Source organism: Ensifer sp. EB106-05-01-XG146, from assembly GCF_058791875.1.
Genome location: NZ_JBYTDX010000002.1, coordinates 267,259 through 283,726, shown reverse-complemented (window position 1 = coordinate 283,726; position 16,468 = coordinate 267,259). Strand labels below are relative to the sequence as shown.

The 16,468-nt window shown below is 64.3% G+C and carries 17 protein-coding genes; 11 read left to right on the top strand and 6 right to left on the bottom strand.

Features of this window, described 5'->3' with window-relative positions; all coding sequences use genetic code 11:
• Positions 1-217 precede the first annotated feature (217 nt).
• Together AC3WVQ_RS21500 and AC3WVQ_RS21495 are read right to left on the bottom strand one after the other, a co-directional pair.
• Complete coding sequence (locus AC3WVQ_RS21500; protein ID WP_034790211.1) at positions 218-856, bottom strand: NrsF family protein; 639 nt, start codon at positions 854-856, stop codon at positions 218-220.
• A 2-nt stretch (positions 857-858) separates the two neighbouring features.
• Complete coding sequence (locus tag AC3WVQ_RS21495) at positions 859-1,395, bottom strand: sigma-70 family RNA polymerase sigma factor (RefSeq protein ID WP_034790212.1); 537 nt, start codon at positions 1,393-1,395, stop codon at positions 859-861.
• Between the two features lie 208 nt (positions 1,396-1,603).
• Between AC3WVQ_RS21495 and AC3WVQ_RS21490 the strand changes: the two genes are divergently transcribed.
• From AC3WVQ_RS21490 to AC3WVQ_RS21475, 4 genes are all read left to right on the top strand, one after another.
• A complete protein-coding gene (locus AC3WVQ_RS21490) occupies positions 1,604-1,927 on the top strand; it encodes a BufA1 family periplasmic bufferin-type metallophore (protein WP_034790329.1) in 324 nt (107 codons plus the stop codon).
• Positions 1,928-2,053: 126 nt separating this feature from the next.
• A complete protein-coding gene (bufB, locus tag AC3WVQ_RS21485; protein WP_090427667.1) occupies positions 2,054-2,980 on the top strand; it encodes an MNIO family bufferin maturase in 927 nt (308 codons plus the stop codon).
• Between the two features lie 13 nt (positions 2,981-2,993).
• Positions 2,994-3,770, top strand: a complete 777-nt coding sequence (locus AC3WVQ_RS21480) for an HvfC/BufC N-terminal domain-containing protein (RefSeq protein WP_060643982.1) — start codon at positions 2,994-2,996, stop codon at positions 3,768-3,770.
• Positions 3,771-3,774: 4 nt separating this feature from the next.
• Complete coding sequence (locus tag AC3WVQ_RS21475) at positions 3,775-4,284, top strand: DoxX family protein (protein WP_060643983.1); 510 nt, start codon at positions 3,775-3,777, stop codon at positions 4,282-4,284.
• A gap of 45 nt (positions 4,285-4,329) precedes the next feature.
• Here AC3WVQ_RS21475 and AC3WVQ_RS21470 read toward each other — a convergent pair whose 3' ends face one another.
• From AC3WVQ_RS21470 to AC3WVQ_RS21460, 3 genes are read right to left on the bottom strand one after another with little or no spacing between them, the layout of a single operon-like run.
• On the bottom strand, positions 4,330-5,430 hold the full coding sequence (locus tag AC3WVQ_RS21470; RefSeq protein ID WP_113504345.1) for an ABC transporter substrate-binding protein: 1,101 nt from the start codon (positions 5,428-5,430) through the stop codon (positions 4,330-4,332).
• A 2-nt stretch (positions 5,431-5,432) separates the two neighbouring features.
• Positions 5,433-6,818 carry a sensor histidine kinase gene (locus AC3WVQ_RS21465; protein ID WP_090299122.1) on the bottom strand — a complete coding sequence of 462 codons (1,386 nt, stop codon included), beginning with the start codon at positions 6,816-6,818 and terminating at the stop codon, positions 5,433-5,435.
• Positions 6,805-7,479, bottom strand: coding sequence for a response regulator transcription factor (locus AC3WVQ_RS21460; RefSeq protein WP_268087897.1), 675 nt, complete (start codon positions 7,477-7,479; stop codon positions 6,805-6,807). Before AC3WVQ_RS21460 ends, AC3WVQ_RS21465 begins: the two co-directional genes overlap by 14 nt.
• Positions 7,480-7,758: 279 nt before the next feature.
• On the opposite strand from AC3WVQ_RS21460, the gene AC3WVQ_RS21455 reads away from it, so the two are divergent.
• From AC3WVQ_RS21455 to AC3WVQ_RS21430, 6 genes are all read left to right on the top strand, one after another.
• Positions 7,759-8,730 carry a Bug family tripartite tricarboxylate transporter substrate binding protein gene (locus AC3WVQ_RS21455; protein ID WP_060585733.1) on the top strand — a complete coding sequence of 324 codons (972 nt, stop codon included), beginning with the start codon at positions 7,759-7,761 and terminating at the stop codon, positions 8,728-8,730.
• A gap of 127 nt (positions 8,731-8,857) precedes the next feature.
• Entirely contained in the window at positions 8,858-9,316 is a 459-nt protein-coding gene (locus AC3WVQ_RS21450; RefSeq protein WP_060519980.1) for a tripartite tricarboxylate transporter TctB family protein, read from the top strand.
• 24 nt (positions 9,317-9,340) lie between these two features.
• Positions 9,341-10,846 (top strand): tripartite tricarboxylate transporter permease, encoded by a 1,506-nt coding sequence (locus AC3WVQ_RS21445; protein ID WP_060529152.1) that lies wholly within the window; start codon positions 9,341-9,343, stop codon positions 10,844-10,846.
• 156 nt (positions 10,847-11,002) lie between these two features.
• Positions 11,003-11,614 (top strand): helix-turn-helix transcriptional regulator, encoded by a 612-nt coding sequence (locus AC3WVQ_RS21440; RefSeq protein ID WP_083523682.1) that lies wholly within the window; start codon positions 11,003-11,005, stop codon positions 11,612-11,614.
• Positions 11,611-12,588: an ornithine cyclodeaminase family protein gene (locus AC3WVQ_RS21435; protein ID WP_440657413.1), complete on the top strand. Its 978-nt coding sequence runs from the start codon at positions 11,611-11,613 to the stop codon at positions 12,586-12,588. Before AC3WVQ_RS21440 ends, AC3WVQ_RS21435 begins: the two co-directional genes overlap by 4 nt.
• Positions 12,585-13,547: a pyridoxal-phosphate dependent enzyme gene (locus AC3WVQ_RS21430; RefSeq protein ID WP_440657414.1), complete on the top strand. Its 963-nt coding sequence runs from the start codon at positions 12,585-12,587 to the stop codon at positions 13,545-13,547. The genes AC3WVQ_RS21435 and AC3WVQ_RS21430 overlap by 4 nt, the downstream gene beginning before the upstream one ends.
• Before the next feature lie 54 nt (positions 13,548-13,601).
• Here AC3WVQ_RS21430 and AC3WVQ_RS21425 read toward each other — a convergent pair whose 3' ends face one another.
• Positions 13,602-14,543: a LysR family transcriptional regulator gene (locus AC3WVQ_RS21425; RefSeq protein ID WP_090299107.1), complete on the bottom strand. Its 942-nt coding sequence runs from the start codon at positions 14,541-14,543 to the stop codon at positions 13,602-13,604.
• 111 nt (positions 14,544-14,654) lie between these two features.
• On the opposite strand from AC3WVQ_RS21425, the gene AC3WVQ_RS21420 reads away from it, so the two are divergent.
• Positions 14,655-16,454, top strand: a complete 1,800-nt coding sequence (locus AC3WVQ_RS21420) for an adenine deaminase (RefSeq protein WP_440657415.1) — start codon at positions 14,655-14,657, stop codon at positions 16,452-16,454.
• The last annotated feature ends 14 nt before the right edge of the window (positions 16,455-16,468 follow it).

Genomic DNA, 16,468 nt, shown 5'->3' with positions numbered 1-16,468 from the left:
TTGCCTCGGGCTTGAAACCTCTGGCACGGCACCACACATAGGTATCAACGAATTGCCCGTGGAGCCCGACGGACATGATCAACCGAAGGCTCCGGGCGTAGTTCGCGCGCAAACGCTGACCACGGATGTACTGGCAGTGTGACGCAGCGAGCGGGAAAAGGTCGGCATTGCCGGCCTTTTTTGTTTTAAACGCCGGCGAAGGCTCATATGGCCGGCCCTACCAGCGAAGCGCCCAACGGCCGCCCAACGCCCCAAGCACCGTCAGCATGAGGACCGCGATCGTGTACCAGGTCGCGACGAAAAGCGGTGAATCGTCCGGGCAGTGGGCCGCGTAGAAGGTCGCGGCGATGCCGCCGGCCGCGAGCCCTGCCAGGGCGCCTGCAAGCCCGGGACGCGACGGGGCGCCATGGCGCAGTGCGAGAAGGAACAGCGCCAAGGGCGCAAGGCCGATCAGCGGAATGAAGGTCATGCAGACCAAATAGTTGGTTCCAACGAGTTTCGTCACCCAGCTACCGGATGGCACTGCAAGAAGCTCGAGCAACACACCGCCGACAACGAGCGCCGGCGCGACGGCAAGGTAGGGCACCAGCTTGCGCGGATCCGCGTCGGGCCATGCGGCAACGCGCATGGCCGCAAAAGCGGCCGTGGCGAGCGCGATAGTCACCACGAATTTGAACAGGAACCGCACCGTCTCGGCGGCAGCGGCGATATCCGGCCGCGGCCCGAGCAGGATCGAGAACACGACACCGGCAAGGACGAGTGCGCCGATGGCGACGCCGGACCATACGGTGTTCATCGGCAGGCCGGGTCGCCGATTGTCCGCTGCGAGAGCCTTGATGAGGTCGTTCGTGTCCATGGTTAGTTTCGTCCAAATCGGCGGGCGATTGCAGCAAGGCCTCGGTGAAGCGCCACCCGAACCGCCGTTTCATTCATGTCCAGTTTCTGCGCCGTCTCAGCCACCGTGAAACCCTCGATCGAAATCGCGTTGACCACTGAGCGCTGCCCAGGTGCCAGCCCTTCCAGCGCCCGGCCGATTTCCCAATCCCTGGCCTTCTCCGTCTCGACGCTTGCCAGCGTGTCTTCAAGCCCCTCAATGCCGACCGTCGGGCGGCGAGCCTGACGACGCACGGCATCGACGTATTTGTGCCTGGCAATGGCATGCAGCCACGGGATGACCGGCGCATCCTCCCGCCAGGTGTGGCGCTTGACGTGCACTGCCAGCAGCGCCTCCTGCACGACGTCCTCAGCATCGACGCCTCCGCCGATGGTCCAACGTCGGGCCCAACCACGGATCGCCTGCGCTGCGTCCCGCAGGAAGTCGGCATAGGCTTTTTCGTCGCCGGCCACGGCCGCGCGGAGAAGTCTTGCGAGATGTTCGTCGTCCGCGCCGCTCACCCGCCTCTTTCCTTCCCATTCGCCGATTCCCGGCGTTTGTTACACGGCTATCTCAAATTCGCGGCCGCTGTCTGCTCAGACCGACCTCGCGAGCCCATCACGAAAGCGTGTTGCCAACGTTATGTAACGCCCGGTGTCGCCGCGGCGAAAGACCCGATGTGCGCCTCAGACAGGACGCACGGGAACAGTTCAACACGGAGATAATTTGATGTCCATGAAGTCCACGATCAGCAGCGCAATGCTGGCAAGCGCGGTCGCCGCCGCCCTGTCGTCGCTCGCCGTTGCGAGCCCACTGACTGAAGCGCAGGTCAAGTCCGCCATGGATGCCGGCAAGGAGAAATGCTTCGGCGTCGCGCTCAAGGGCCAGAACGATTGCGCCGCCGGCCCGGGCACGACGTGCCAGGCAACATCCACCGTCGACTATCAGGGCAATGCCTGGAAATTCGTCGACGGCGGCACCTGCACGACGATGAAGCTGCCCGACGGCCGCATGGGTTCGCCCGAGGCGCTTTCGCGCGACATGCCGTCCTGATCGATCGCAATTCAGGAACGGGACGCGGGGCGATCGCGTCCCGTTCCGCCTCGGTTTTCAAGGGGTAGCGGTCCAGGGACGTTCCCACCCGCCATCCAGGGTCTCAGGATTATGACGGGATTGGCAATGCGCACATCAACGGACGACGGCAGCAGACTTGCCCCGGTAGGTCCTCACCTGCCGAAACACGAAATCGCCGGGCTCGCCGGAACGAGCTTCAAGCATCAGCACCTCCAGGCGATCCTTGCCGATGATGCCTGCGGCGGCTTCTTCGAAATTCATGCGGAGAACTACATGGGTGCCGGCGGACCGCCGCATGCGGCTCTCGCCCGCATTCGCCAGGATTTTCCGGTGTCTCTGCATGGTGTCTGCATGTCGATCGGCGGCCCACAGCCGCTCGACAAGGCGCACTTGGGGCGGTTCAAGGCACTGGTCGACCGCTATGAACCGGCCCTCGTCTCCGAGCATCTCGCCTGGTCGACCCACGAGACCACCTTCTACAACGATCTCTTGCCGCTGCCCTACACCGAGGCGACCGTTGCCCGCGTATCCGATCATATCGACGAGGTCCAGGACGCGATCGGCCGCCGGCTGCTGCTCGAAAACCCGTCGACCTACGTCACCTTCCAGGATTCGACGATGAGCGAAACGGTATTCATCCGAGAACTGGTGAAGCGCACCGGCTGCGGGCTGCTGCTCGACATCAACAATGTCTTCGTTTCCGCCACCAACCAGGGCTATTCGGCGCTTGCCTATCTCGATGACTTCCCACTTGAACATGTCGGAGAAATTCACCTTGCCGGGCATGCGGAGCAGCAAGACGACGAGGGCGACCTGCTCCTGATCGACAGCCATGACGGGCCGGTTGCCGACGCCGTCTGGAAACTCTACGACATCGTCATCGCCCGCGTCGGCGCCATCCCGACGCTGATCGAGTGGGACGGCGCCATTCCGGACTGGCCGGTCTTGAAACGCGAGGCCACGGCGGCGCAGACGATCCTCGATGCCTACGGGCAGCGGATATCGCGGGAGAAGATCCGTGTCCGCGCCTGACGGGTTGCTCCCCATGCCTCTCAACCGCATCGGCAATTATGCCGCCGGTTTCGTGCCGCCGCTGCTCGCACCTGACCGGCCGACGCCGGCTCTGGTCGCCGGCCCGAACGGCAAGGCGGCGGTGAAGCGCTTCAACGTCTACCGCAACAACGTCACCGTCAGCCTGATCGAAGCGCTGGCGGCGACCTTCCCGGCGACTGAGCGCATTACCGGCGAGGCCTTCTTTCGCGCCATGGCCCGCTTTCACGTGCGCGAAACACCGCCAGTCTCGCCGCTGCTCTTCGAATATGGCCGCGACTTTCCAGGTTTCATTGCCCGCTACGAGTATGCCCAATCCATGCCATGGCTTGCCGATGTAGCAAGGATCGAACGGGCCTGGCTCGACGCCTATCACGCCGCCGACGCCCCGGCGCTTCCGCCTTCTGCACTTTCCCTGATTGCGCCCGAGCAGCTCGGCGGCGTCGTCTTCGATCCGCATCCGGCGACCAGGCTTGTCCGTTCCGATTATCCGGCCGTCACGATCTTTGCCGTCAATCGCGAGAGCGGGCCGGTGGGGCGTGTCGAAACGGCTGATGCGGAGAGCGCGCTGATCACCCGCCCCGACCTGGAGGTCATCGTTCGCCGTCTCGCGCCCGGCGCCGATCTTCTGCTTTCGCGGCTGCTGGCAGGCATCCCCCTCGCCGCGGCTGCCGCGGATGCTGCCACGCAATGCCCCACGCTTGATCTCGCAGCCGCAATCGCCACCGCGCTCGAAGCGGGGGCCTTTACGGCAACTCATCACGGAGGATGAAACCATGATGTCCGCATCCAGATTTTCGCAAAACGGCCATACAGCCGATCTGTCGCAATGGACCCAGCGGGCGAACCGAGCCGTCGGCGCGCTCGCGCCGCTCTGGCTCTCCCAGCTTGTCCTGCGCTTCGGCCTTGCCGTTCCCTTCTTTCGGTCAGGCATGAGCAAGTGGGACGGGTTCCTGCAATTGAACGACGTGGCGGTCCTGCTGTTCAGCTCGGAATTCCGGCTGCATCTACCCGGCGGCCCCTATCCCTATCCGGCGCCCGCCTTGACGGCCTTTGCCGCCGGTTCGGCGGAAATCATTCTTCCCATATTGCTTGTCTTCGGCCTGGGAACGCGTTTTGCCGCCCTCGGGCTGCTGGTCATGACGATTGTTGTGCAGCTGACCGTACCGGACGGCTGGCCGATCCACATCACCTGGGCTGCCATGGCGCTCGCGCTGATGGCCTCCGGTCCCGGCAGGCTGTCGCTCGACCACGCATTGTGCGCCTGGCGCAAGGGCGAGCGATAGGCCGCGCGCGATCCCGGCGCCTGCTTTGACCGCAGGCAGCGCCCTTCAATTCGGGCGCAGCCGAACCGGGGTATCGACGATCAGCTTGGTCCAGTCGTCAATGAACCGGGAGCGCTGCAGCCGGTCCTGCGCGGCAAGCAAGGCCGGGCCGATCCGGATCGGCCGGCCGATCCCGGACTCCACCAGTTTTTCGGGTCCGTCGACCTCGGCCGGCAGTGCGCCGCTCCGCGAGAAGAAAAACGCTTTCTCCCGTGCCACGTCCTGTCCTCGTTCGGACAGCAGATAATCGAGGAAGCGACCGGCGAGCTCGGGGTGCTTGGCGCCCGTCGGAACCAGGGCGCCGCGGCTGAGGATCAGCGTGTAGTCGCGCGGCAGCACGATCCTGAGCTTGCCGTTACGTCGCGCCGCGGCATAGGCGTAGGAGCCGAGGATGTTGTAGCCGATATAGACGTTACCGCTGTCGAGTTCAGACAACACCGCATTGTTGCAGCAGCGCAGCACGGCTTCGGCGCGGCTGAGGCTTTCGAGCAGGCGGCCGTAGGTCGTCGAGGCCTGCTGGGCATCGAGGAAGGCGAGCAGATAGCCGATACCGGACTGGCGCAGGTCGTAGGTGCCGATGCGGCCGCGATAATAATCCGGCTTGAAGCGCAGCAGGTCGGTGAGCTCTCCATGGGTGTGCGGCACATCCTCCGGCGGCACGAAATCCTTGTGGTAGACCATTACGGAGGGCTCGAAGGTAAAGCCGAAGACCTCGTCACGCCAGTTCGCCCAGGCCGGCACGTCGCGGGTTTCCGGCGAGACATGCGCGAGCGCACAGCCGTCGTTTGCAAGCTTCACCAACTGATCGACGGACGAAGACAGCAGGAGATCACCGAAAGGCTGCTTCAATCGGCAGGCGATGTCGGCGTCCCGATAGAGATCGTTGGTCACGTAGTCCGTATAATCGATGGCGACATCGCGCGCCGTCTCCTGAAAATCGCGGATCAGCGGCTCCATCGCCTCGATGTCGGTCGCGCCGTTGATGACAAGCCGGCCGCGCTCGGCTTCGAGCGCCGGAAAGAACGCCCGCGTGCCCTCGACCGCGCCGGCCGGGCTGGCAAAGCCAAGGACCGCAACAAGTGCGATCGGTCGAAGTTGCCGCCACATCCTCATGTTCCCTCCCGATAAAGGGGAACATCGAGAATGACGGTGAAGTCGCGCGCGCCTTTCTCCAGAAACCGAACTGTGCCGCGATGCGCCAGCGCCACCTCCGCCGCGATTGCAAAGCCGAGCCCCATGCTTCCCTCTCCCGTCTTGGAACTGACGAACCGCGTCGTGACCGCCGCCCATTCTGCTGGCGGAATGCCGGGACCGTCGTCGGCGACCTCCACCAGGGCCCGGTCATCCTCGCGCCTCACGCGCACGGCCAGCCGTTGCTCGACACCATGCTGCAGCGCGTTGTCGATGATATTGGCTATCGCCTCACGCAGGCTCACCGCATCGCCGCGCACGAAGACCGGCTCGGCACTGTCCTCGAAGGAAACGACGACGTCCGGGTCGACTGTAATCGGCACCGTCGAGCGGAAAGCCTTCCGGGCGATATCGCCAAGGTCGACGGGCTTGAAGCGCACGGAATCGGACCGGTGGATGACCATGGCATGGCTGAGCAACTGGTTAGTGAGGCGCGCCAGCTGGCTGACGCGGTCCCGCACGCGCCCGAGATGCCGCTTGCGGTTGACGTCGAGGTCGTCGTCTTCGAGCATGTCGACCTGTGCCGAAAGGGCCGTCAGCGGCGTGCGTATCTGATGCGCCGCATCGGCGATGAAGCGCTGAAGCAAGGTGACGCGCTCGTCGAGGCGGCCCATGAAGTGATTGATCGACCCGACGAAAGGCTTGAGCTCCCTGGGCATGTCGGCCTCGACGGGGGTCAGATCCTGCGGATCGCGGGCACGCAGCGTCGCGGCAAGGGCATCGACGGGCAGCAGCGAATAGCGGATGGCAAGCACGGTGCCGGCAAGCGCAAGCAGGCTCATGATGCCGACGAGGATCATTGCGCGGGTCGTCAATTCCCCGGCAAGCCCGCGCCGCGCTTCGGTCGTCTGCGCCATGACCACATAGGCCCAGCCAGAAAAAGACGGATCCGAAAGCGCCCGCGAGACCACGGCCACGCGGACCGGCACGTTGCGATATTCCGTCGTCAGGAACACCGGGCCGGCCCGCGCCGCGGTGACGTTTATGCCGATGTCGAGATCGTCGTAGCCGGTCAAGGTTCGGCCGTCGGGGCCAACCACGCGATAGAAAATGCGGTCGCGCTCGGCAAGGCCAAGCAACTCGAAGGCCGACGACGGAAGCGTTACACCCAGATTGCCCGCATCCACAGTCATGTTCGCGGTGATCTGGATCGCCGCCCCGAGGAGCAGCCGGTCATAGGCATCGTCGGCGGCCGCGCGGGCATAGTACCAGGCGGCGGCGGAAAGCAGCGTCGCACCACCACAAAGCACCAGCGCCACGCGCAGCACGAGCCGCCAGAAGAGCGAGGTTTCACGCCGCTTCATCGGCCACCAGTTGATAGCCGAGACCGCGGATGGTGACGATGCGCACCGACGAGCCCTCGATCTTCTTGCGCAGCCTTCCGACATAGAGTTCGACGGCGTTGGGGTTGACGTTTTCGTCGAAACCGAAGAGCCGATCGAGCAGTTCGTCCTTGCTGAAAACCCGGCCCGGCCGGGCGGCCAGCACTTCGAGAAGCGTGATCTCGCGCCGCTTGAGCTGGACCTCGCGGTTGCCGACCCGCACGGAGCGGCTGTTGCGGTCGAGCACCAGATCGCCGCACTCGATGAGGTTGGTCGGGTCGCCCTGGCGGCGGCGCAGGAGCACGCGCGTGCGCGCTTCGAGCTCGCGGAAATCGAACGGCTTGACGAGATAGTCGTCGGCGCCAAGGTCCAGCGCGCCGACCCGGTCCTCGATTTCAGAACGCGCCGTCAGCACCAGCACCGGCGTCGTCTTTTTCCGGGCGCGCAGATGGCGCAGGATCTCAAACCCGTCGAGCCCCGGCAACATGACGTCGAGGATCACGAGATCATAGTCGGTAAATTCGAGTATGTCGGCGGCGGCTTGACCGTCCGTCTGCCAATCGACGGTGTGCCCGACCTTTTCCAGTCGCCGGCTGATTACCTCCCCGACATCCCTCGTGTCCTCCACCAGAAAGATGCGCATGGGCAAGCAGTGACACGGAAGATTTCACCGATCAACCCGACGGATCTGACCGCTTTCGTGACAGCGTGGTGACAGGTTCGCGGAGGAAAGAGGACTGCCTGATCGCGACAACGGGAGATGCGGCCAGGGTCTGGAGGACAATCATCGCCGAGGCATTTTCAGGCGGCCGCCACGCGGTCCGTCGATGCGGGTCGATGCCGTCCGGATCCTGGATGTCACGATGGAGGCAGGCGCGCGATAGCGCCTTTGAAAGAAGAACTCATGGATGGGAGAGAGACCATGACCCGAGCCTTTGTGAAGACCCTTCTGGCGGCCGGCTTTTTCGCCGCCGTGGCATCGCCCGCCGGTGCGGAGCCGTCGAAGCCCGAGTGCCTGGCCGGCGCCAAGCCTGGCGGTGGCTTCGACCTTACCTGCCGGCTTGCCGCCAATGCGCTGCTCGAAGCCAAGATCATCGGCAAGCCGATGGCCGTTACCTATATGGAAGGCGGCGTCGGTGCGGTTGCCTACAACCATGTCATCGGCAAGCGCGGCGCCGACGGCAACCTGATCACCGCTGCTTCCTCCGGCTCGGCGCTCCTGATCGCCCAGGGCAAGTTCGGGCAATATGACGAAAACGCCGTGCGCTGGCTCGGCGCGCTCGGCGCCGACTACGGCGTGCTCGTGGTCGCCGCGGATTCCCCCTACAAGAGCCTCGGCGAGCTGATCGCCGCCTACAAGGCAAGCCCGACCGACTTCTCAGTCGCCGGCGGCGGCGCTGTCGGCTCGCAGGACTGGATGAAGGGCTCGCTCTTGGCAAAAGCTGCGGGACAGGAGCCGAAGCAGATGCGCTACGTCGCGCTTGAAGGCGGCGGCGCAGTACTGACGGCGCTCGAAGGCGGCCACGTCAAGGTCGGTGCCGGCGATGCTGCGGAAATGTCCAAGCACCATGCAGCCGGCAAGGTCCGCGTGCTCGCGGTCATGGCGCCCGATCGCCTGCCGGGCGAACTCGCCGAAGTGCCGACCGCCAGGGAACAGGGCGTCGACATCGAATGGCCGGTCTGGCGCGGCTACTACGTCGGCAAGGACGTCTCCGACGCCGACTACAAATGGTGGGCCGATGCTTTCACCAAGCTCGCCGCAACGCCGGAATTCGTGAAGGAGCGCGAGGCGCGCGGCCTCTACGAATACACCCAGGTGGGCGACGCCTTCGACCAGCAGGTCAAGGCGGACGTGGCACGCTTCAAGATCATCGCCAAGGAAGCCGGCATGTAAGCCGGACGGTGGAGCGGGACAGTCTCCCGCTCCGCTTGTTTGCCACCACTTTACGGGCTCCCTGCCGATCGTCTCATCCGGCCGGATTGAAGACCCGTTCCCTGGCGTAAACATCGGGAACAGAACCATGTCAGACACCACTTCCTCATCCTCCCGCATCGGCAGGGTCGGCGGGCTCTTGATGCTCGCGCTGGCGATTGCCTATGGCATCGGCGGCAGCCAGATCGAATATGCCTTCGCCTCGGACCCGCTCGGTCCACGCGTCGTGCCGGTGCTGCTCGCCATCACCCTCGCGGTGCTTTGCCTCTTCTACTTGAAAAGCCCCGGAACGACCGAAGCCTTTCCGCAGGGGCAGCTTCTCGTGAAGATCATTGCAGTACCGCTCCTGCTTCTTGCATCGGCACTGCTTCTGGAGCCCGCCGGCTTCGCCGCCTCGATCTTCCTGCTGACCTTCGGCGTCGGCTGGATCTTCGGCGCGCCGCTGCGTCTCGCGCTGATTGGCGGCGTCGGGCAAGCCGCCCTCTGGTGGTTCGTTTTTTCCTACCTGCTCGACGTCTATCTGCCCGCCGGCCGGCTGTTTGGCTGATCCGCCGGTTATGGAGTGATCTCAATGAATCTCGATTATCTCTGGAACGGTTTTACCGTCGCCCTGACCCTGCAGAACCTGCTCATCGGTCTTGCAGGCTGCTTCATCGGCACTTTGGTCGGCGCCCTGCCGGCGATCGGGCCGATCAACGGCATCGCGCTGCTGATCCCGATTGCCTATACGATGGGCCTGCCGGCCGAAAGCACGATGATCCTGCTCGCCGCCGTCTATTGCGGGGCCGAATATGGCGGCCGCATTTCCTCGATCCTTCTGAACGTGCCGGGCGATGCCGGCGCCGTCATGACGGCGCTCGACGGCAACCCGATGGCCCGCCAGGGCCGCGCCGGCGAAGCGTTGATGCTCTCCGGCCTCTCCTCCTTCGTCGGCGGGGTCTTCGGCGCCGTCGGGCTGGCGCTGTTCGCGCCGCTGCTTGCGGGCCTCGCCATCGGCTTCGGCCCGGCCGAATACTTCGTGCTGATGGTGTTCGCCTTCGCGACCCTCGGTTCCATGGTCGGTAGCCAGCCGGTAAAGACGCTGATCGGCTGCACGCTCGGCCTGATGCTTGCGACCGTCGGGCTCGACGCCACCTCCGGCGCCTATCGCTTCACCTTCAACGAGCCGGAACTCGGCGACGGCATCGAATTCGTCGTGCTGGTCATCGGTCTCTTCTCGGTATCCGAGGCGCTGCTGATCCTCGAACACCAGGCAAGCGGCGTCACGGTCATCCGCGAACTCGGCCGCATGACCGCCCGCCTCGACGATATCCGCAAATCGATCGGTGCCACGCTGCGTGGTTCGGTCATCGGCTTCATCGTTGGCGTGTTGCCGGGCACCGGCGCATCGGTTTCGAGCGCCGTTTCCTACACCACGGAGAAGCGCATCTCCGACAGCGAAGGCACCTTCGGCAAGGGCGACGTACGAGGTCTCACGGCCCCTGAGGCTGCCAACAACGCCACCGCCTGCGGCGCCTTCGTACCGATGCTGACGCTCGGCGTGCCCGGCTCCGGCACGACCGCCGTCATGCTCGGCGCATTGATGCTCTACAACATCCAGCCGGGCCCGATGCTGATCACCGAGCGGCCGGAAGTGGTCGGCGGTCTCGTCGCATCGCTCTTCATCGGCAACGTGCTCTTGCTTCTCCTCAACCTGCCGCTCGTCAACATCTTCGCCCGCGTCTTGACGGTACCGAACTGGCTGCTGGTTCCGGGCATCCTCGTGCTGTCGGTTGTCGGCGTCTATTCCACCCACGCCTCGGTTTTCTCGATCCTGCTCATGCTCGGCATCGGCATCATCGGCTGGCTGCTTCGAAAGGCCGGCTTCGACATGGCGCCGATCATCCTCGGTTTCGTGCTCGGCCATGTGATGGAGGTGAACCTGCGCAATGCGCTGGCGATCAGCGGCGGCGATATCTCGATCCTGTTCCAGAGCAAGATCTCGATCATTCTCTGGATCCTGGCGGGCGCCATGGCCGTGATGCCACTCGTCGCCGGCTGGAGGCGGACGAAGGTCGTCAAGACCGCCACCAGCTAGCTGATCCCTCTCTCTGTCGGCTGCTTGGACAGCGGCGCGCGAGCCCAGGGCGGCGCGCCGCTGTCGTCGTTTTGAGCGGAATTCAGACTATAAATCCAATATAGACTTTTACGTCTACGCGTGATTTAAGGATTGCTATCGAGGAAGAGGAACGCCGTGACCCCAGAACTCCGCCCCTATTGCCTGGTCTGCGACGCGATCGCCTTGCTGTTCCAGCCCTATGCCGAGGTCGTGCTGCACGATCTGGCGACTGAAACCGTCGTCCATATCGCTGGCAACTTCTCCAAGCGCGAGATCGGCGAAGCTTCGCTGCTGAGCGAAATCGGGTTCAGCCAAGGCGAAGCGATCATCGGCCCCTACGAGAAGGTCAATTGGGACGGACGCTCGATCAAGGCGATCAGCGCCGTGCTGCGAAACGCGGACGGCAAGGCGATCGGCGTGCTCTGCATCAATGCCGATGTCTCCGACTTTCATGCGGCGCTCAGGACGCTCAACGCGCTCGTCCGCGTTCCCGTCGACGCGGACAAGCCCGAGAGCCTGTTCAAGGAAGACTGGCACGAGCGCGTCAACGAATATGTCCAGCAATGGACCGTGGCGCGCGGGCTGACAGTCTCGAGCCTGAGCCGCAACGACAAGCAGGCGCTGGTGATCGCCCTTTCTGCTGATGGCGCCTTCGGCGGCAAGAATGCCGCCTCCTACATCTCGCGCATCCTCGGCATGGGCCGGGCGACCGTCTACAAATATCTGAGCCAGGGGAGCGCGCCATGATCGTCATCGATCGAGAAAGGCTGGCCGAGTTGCCGTTGCTGACGCTCGCGGCACCGGCCATCCGCGACGCCTATATCGCCGTCACCGACGGTCGCGCCAATCTGCCGCCGGTCGGCTATCTGCCGCTTCCCGGTCGGAATGCGGATTGCCACATCAAATACGGCTACATCGAAGGCGATCCGATCTTCGTCGTGAAGATCGCCTCCGGCTTCTACGACAATCCGGCCAAGGGACTGCCGTCGAGCACCGGCATGATGGTTGCGGTCTCCGCAGAGACCGGCGACGTGGTGGCCGTCCTCGACGACAAGGGTCTCCTCACCGATCTTCGCACCGGTCTCGGCGGTGCGATCGCGACCACGGCGCTCTGGCGCAAGGACGCCTGCTCGATCGGGATCGTCGGCGCCGGCACGCAGGCGCGCATCCAGATCCGGGCGCTTGCCTCCCTCTCGAATCGTCCATTGCGGTTCACGGTCTGGGGGCGATCAATGGAACGGGCGAACGCCGTGCTTGCCGACCTCGCGGACCTCGGCCTTCACATCGCTGCGACAACCGATCTCGAAGCGCTCTGCCGCCAGTCCGATGCGATCGTAACCACGACGCCATCGAAGGAGCCGCTGATCCGATCGGAATGGATCAGGCCTGGCACCCATATCACCGCCATGGGCGCGGACGCACCCGGCAAGCAGGAGCTCGAAACTGCCCTCGTTGCCCGCGCCGACCGCCTCTTTGTCGATCTCGCCGAGCAATGCCTGGACCACGGTGAATTTTCTGCAGCGGCTCGGGCCGTGGTGATCCAGGAGGAACGCTGTGTCGCCCTCGGCGCGGTCCTCTCCGGTGCGGCCGAAGGTCGACATTCGGACAACGACATCACCATCGCCGACCTGACAGGGATCGCGACGCAGGACATCGCCATTGCCCGCACGGTGCTCGATGAACTCGGCTTGCTCGGCCGCTCGCAAGGAACAACCGCATGACCAAAGACGTCTTCGAAACGGCCGCGCGCGCTGTCCGCGCACGCCAGCGCATCCGCCCCTTCATCTACGAGACGCCACTGATCCCGTCGCGCGCGATCGGGCCGCAGACAGCCTCGACGGTACTGTTAAAGGCGGAAAACCACCAGCTGACCGGCTCCTTCAAGATCCGGGGGGCTGCGAGCAAGATGACCTCGCTGCCAAGGGACCAGCAGGTGATCACTGCCTCCTCCGGCAATCACGGCATCGGTGCTGCCCATGCGGCAAGCGCGATCGGCCAGAAGCTGACGGTGGTGCTACCCGAGATTGTCAAGCCGGCGAAGCTGGAGCGCATCCGCGCCTACGGCGTCGAGGTCGTCCTTCACGGTTCCGAAACCGGGCTTGCCGAACAGCATGCGCAGCAGCTGGCCGCGACCGAAAAGCTCGGCTACGTCTCGCCCTACAACGACCCGGAAATCATCGCCGGCCAGGGCACGATCGCACTTGAACTCCTGGAGCAAGCCGAACGCATTGACAATGTCTTCATCGCCATGGGCGGCGGCGGACTGATCAGCGGCATCGGCTCGGTGCTGAAGAGTTTCCGCCCGCATACTCGCGTCATCGGTGTGTCCGCTGCAAATTCGGCAGCGCTTGCGGCCTCGGTAAGGGCCGGCCGGGTGGTCGAAACCGAACACCTCGAAACGCTCGCCGATGCCGTTGCCGGCGGTCTCGACGAAGACAGCGTGACCCTCCCATTGTCGATGGCCGTGCTCGATGAGGTCGTGACCTGTTCGGAAGCAGAGATCGCGGCCGCAATGCGGGACCTGCTGCTCGACGAGCATATGCTGGTAGAGGGGGCGGCAGCTCTCGCACTTGCCGGCTTCCGGCAGATCGCGGCGAGGTGCGCCGGCCAGACTAACGTCATCCTGCTTTGTGGCGGCAATGTCGACGGCGCCAGCGCGCTGCCTTCGTTGCTGGGCTAGAGACGCCGCTGCATGGCGCTGCCCCGCCTCGCCTCGCCTCGCCTCGCCTCGCCTCTAGAGGCTCACGCGCTCCACGTAGTAGCGCGGGATCTTCACCCGGTCCCGGTCGCGGTAGAAGTCGATGCAGAAGTCGACGAAGGCCTTGAACCGCTTCGAGACGTGCCGGCGGCGCGAATAGATGAGGTTGATCGCCGTCTGCGGCGAGCGCCAGTCCGATAGCACCGGCTCCAGCAGGCCGGCTTGCCGCTCGGTCTCGACGAAAAAGTCGGGCAGATAGGCGATGCCCTCACCGGCGACGGCGAAATACTTGATCGTCCAGTAGTCGTTGGTTGTGCAGGTCGCCGTCGGCAGCAGGTCCACCTCGTCTTCGCCTGACTGTGTCAGATACCAGGACTGCAGCCGCGTCGGCTGGCGGAAGACGAGGCCGCGGTGGCCGGCAAGCGCATCCGGATTATCCGGCTGGCCATGGCGGGCGATGTAGTGCGGGCTGGCGAAGAGGCCATAAGACGAGACCGAAAGTCTGCGGCTGATGTAGTCGACATCGGACGGCTCGCCCCAATGGAAGATACCGTCGAGCGCCTGTTCGGTGACGTCGGAGAATGGCTGGCGCGAGGACAGGAACACAACGTCGAGATTGACCTGCGGATATTGCTGGCGAAAGGCATAGAGCAGTTCCGAGGTGATCGTCGTGCCGAACTCGCCGGTCGAGCCCACGCGCAGGGTGCCCGCCACCTCCTGGCGCATCTCCGCCATCGCCGTTGCCGCATCGTCGCAATTCGACTGAATGAGCCGGGCGTAGCGCAGGAACTCCGCGCCCGCGTCGGTCACATGCAACTGATGACCCTCGCGCACGAAGAGCTCGATGCCGAACTCATCCTCCAATTGCCGGATCTTGTGGCTGAGTGTTGATTTCGGCAGGCGATAGCGCCTGGAAGCCGCAGAAATCGAGCGGGAATCCGCAACTTTCACGAAACAGTCTATGAGCGAGAGATCCATATTTCGTCCAAAATCTTGCACGATATGTCCAGAGAATAGCCTATTTCGGCCCATTGTGTAAACGACTGGGAATTGGGAATATTCACTGGAGCTAAGGGAGAAGAGGTTCCAGTGAGCGATATCAGAGAATTCATTCGCGCCGCATCGGGCACCGGCGGCAAGGCAACGTTGGCGATCCGCGGCGGTCGCCTGGTCAACGTCGTTTCGGAAGAGATCTATCAGGCCGACGTCGCGATCTATGGCGAACGCATCATCGCCGTCGGCGACATCTCCGACTATATCGGGCCAGAGACCAGGATCGTCGATGCCACCGGCAAATACCTGGCACCCGGCATGATCGACGGGCATCTGCATGTCGAATGCTCGAAGATGTCGTTGACGAGCTTTGCCAAGGCCGTCGTGCCGCTCGGCACCACCTCGATCGTCACCGGCCTCGACCAGATCATCGTCGTCGGCGGCCCGGCCGCGGCGCGCGAGTTCCTCGACGAGGCAAAACAGACGCCACTCAAGGTCTTCTGGGGCGCGCCGTGCAAGACGCCCTACACCATGCCGCGCTCGACCGTCGGCCACTATTTCAGCCCGGCCGACCACCAGGCGACGCACCACTGGCCGGAATGCGTCGGCATATGGGAGACCGTGCGCGAATTCATCCAGGAGGAAGACCCCGACGTGCTCGCGGCGCTCGAACTCGCTGAAAGGAGCCGCCTGCCGGTTCTCGGCTGCTGCCCGATGACCCGTGGCGCGCGGCTCAACGGCTACCAGCAGTCCGGCGTTCGCGCCGACCACGAGAGCTACACGCCGGAAGAAATGCTCGAAAAGCTGCGCGCCGGCATGCATGTCGTTGTACGGGAATCCTCGATCTCGCACTTCCTCGCCGACAACCTGCGTATCGTCACGGAAATGGGCGTTAAGGCACTGCGCCGCATCAGCTTCTGCACCGATGACGTGGTAGCAAGCGACATCCTCAAGCGCGGCCATCTCGACAACATGGTGCGCATGGCGATCGCCATGGGCATTTCGCCGATGGCGGCGATCCAGATGGCGACGATCAACGGCGCCGATGCGCTCCGCATCGACGACAAGGTCGGCTCGATCTCGCCCGGCCGCGCGGCCGACATCCTGCTCGTCGACGACCTGCGCAACTTCACCATCGAAACCGTCGTCGCCAAGGGTGAAGTCGTCGCCCGCAACGGCAAGATGGCGATCGAACTGATCCCGCCGCAGCGCAGCGTCGCACTTCTGAACTCGGTGAAGGTCGCGCCGCTTCAGCCCGGCGATCTCAAGGTCGCCTATCACGGCGCCGGCGAGACGGCAGACGCCATGGCGATCGCCGTCACCCCGGAAAAGATCTTCGTGCGCACTCGCCGCGACGTGACGCTTGCGGTCAAGGACGGCCAGGTGCTCGCAGATCCCGCACGGGACGTGCAATACGTCACCGTCGTCGAACGCTACGGCAAGACGAGCAACCGTCCGGTCGCCTTTGCGTCGGGCTTCGGCCTCAAGCAAGGCGCGATCGCCAGCTCCACTGCGCCCGATGACAACAACATCATCTGCATCGGCGCCGATCTCGAGGATATGCGTATCGCCATCAACCACCTGATCGGCAACCATGGTGGCCAGGTCGTGGTCAGGAACGGCAAGGTCGAGGCCTTCCTGCACCTGCCGATCGGCGGCATCGTTTCCGACATCGAGCCGGCCGAGATGGCAGCGCTGGAAGACCAGCTCGACGACGCGGCCCGCGCGCTCGGCTGCCCGCTGCCCTGGCCCTTCATGTACATGTTCGTGTTGCAGATCACGGCGATCCCGGAATATGCGATCACCGATCTCGGTGTCGTCGACTGCGTCGGGCTGAAGGTGATCTCGCCGTTTTCGCCCGCCGGCGGGGACGAGCGCGCCGTCGCTGCGGAATGATGCCTTGGAAGGGG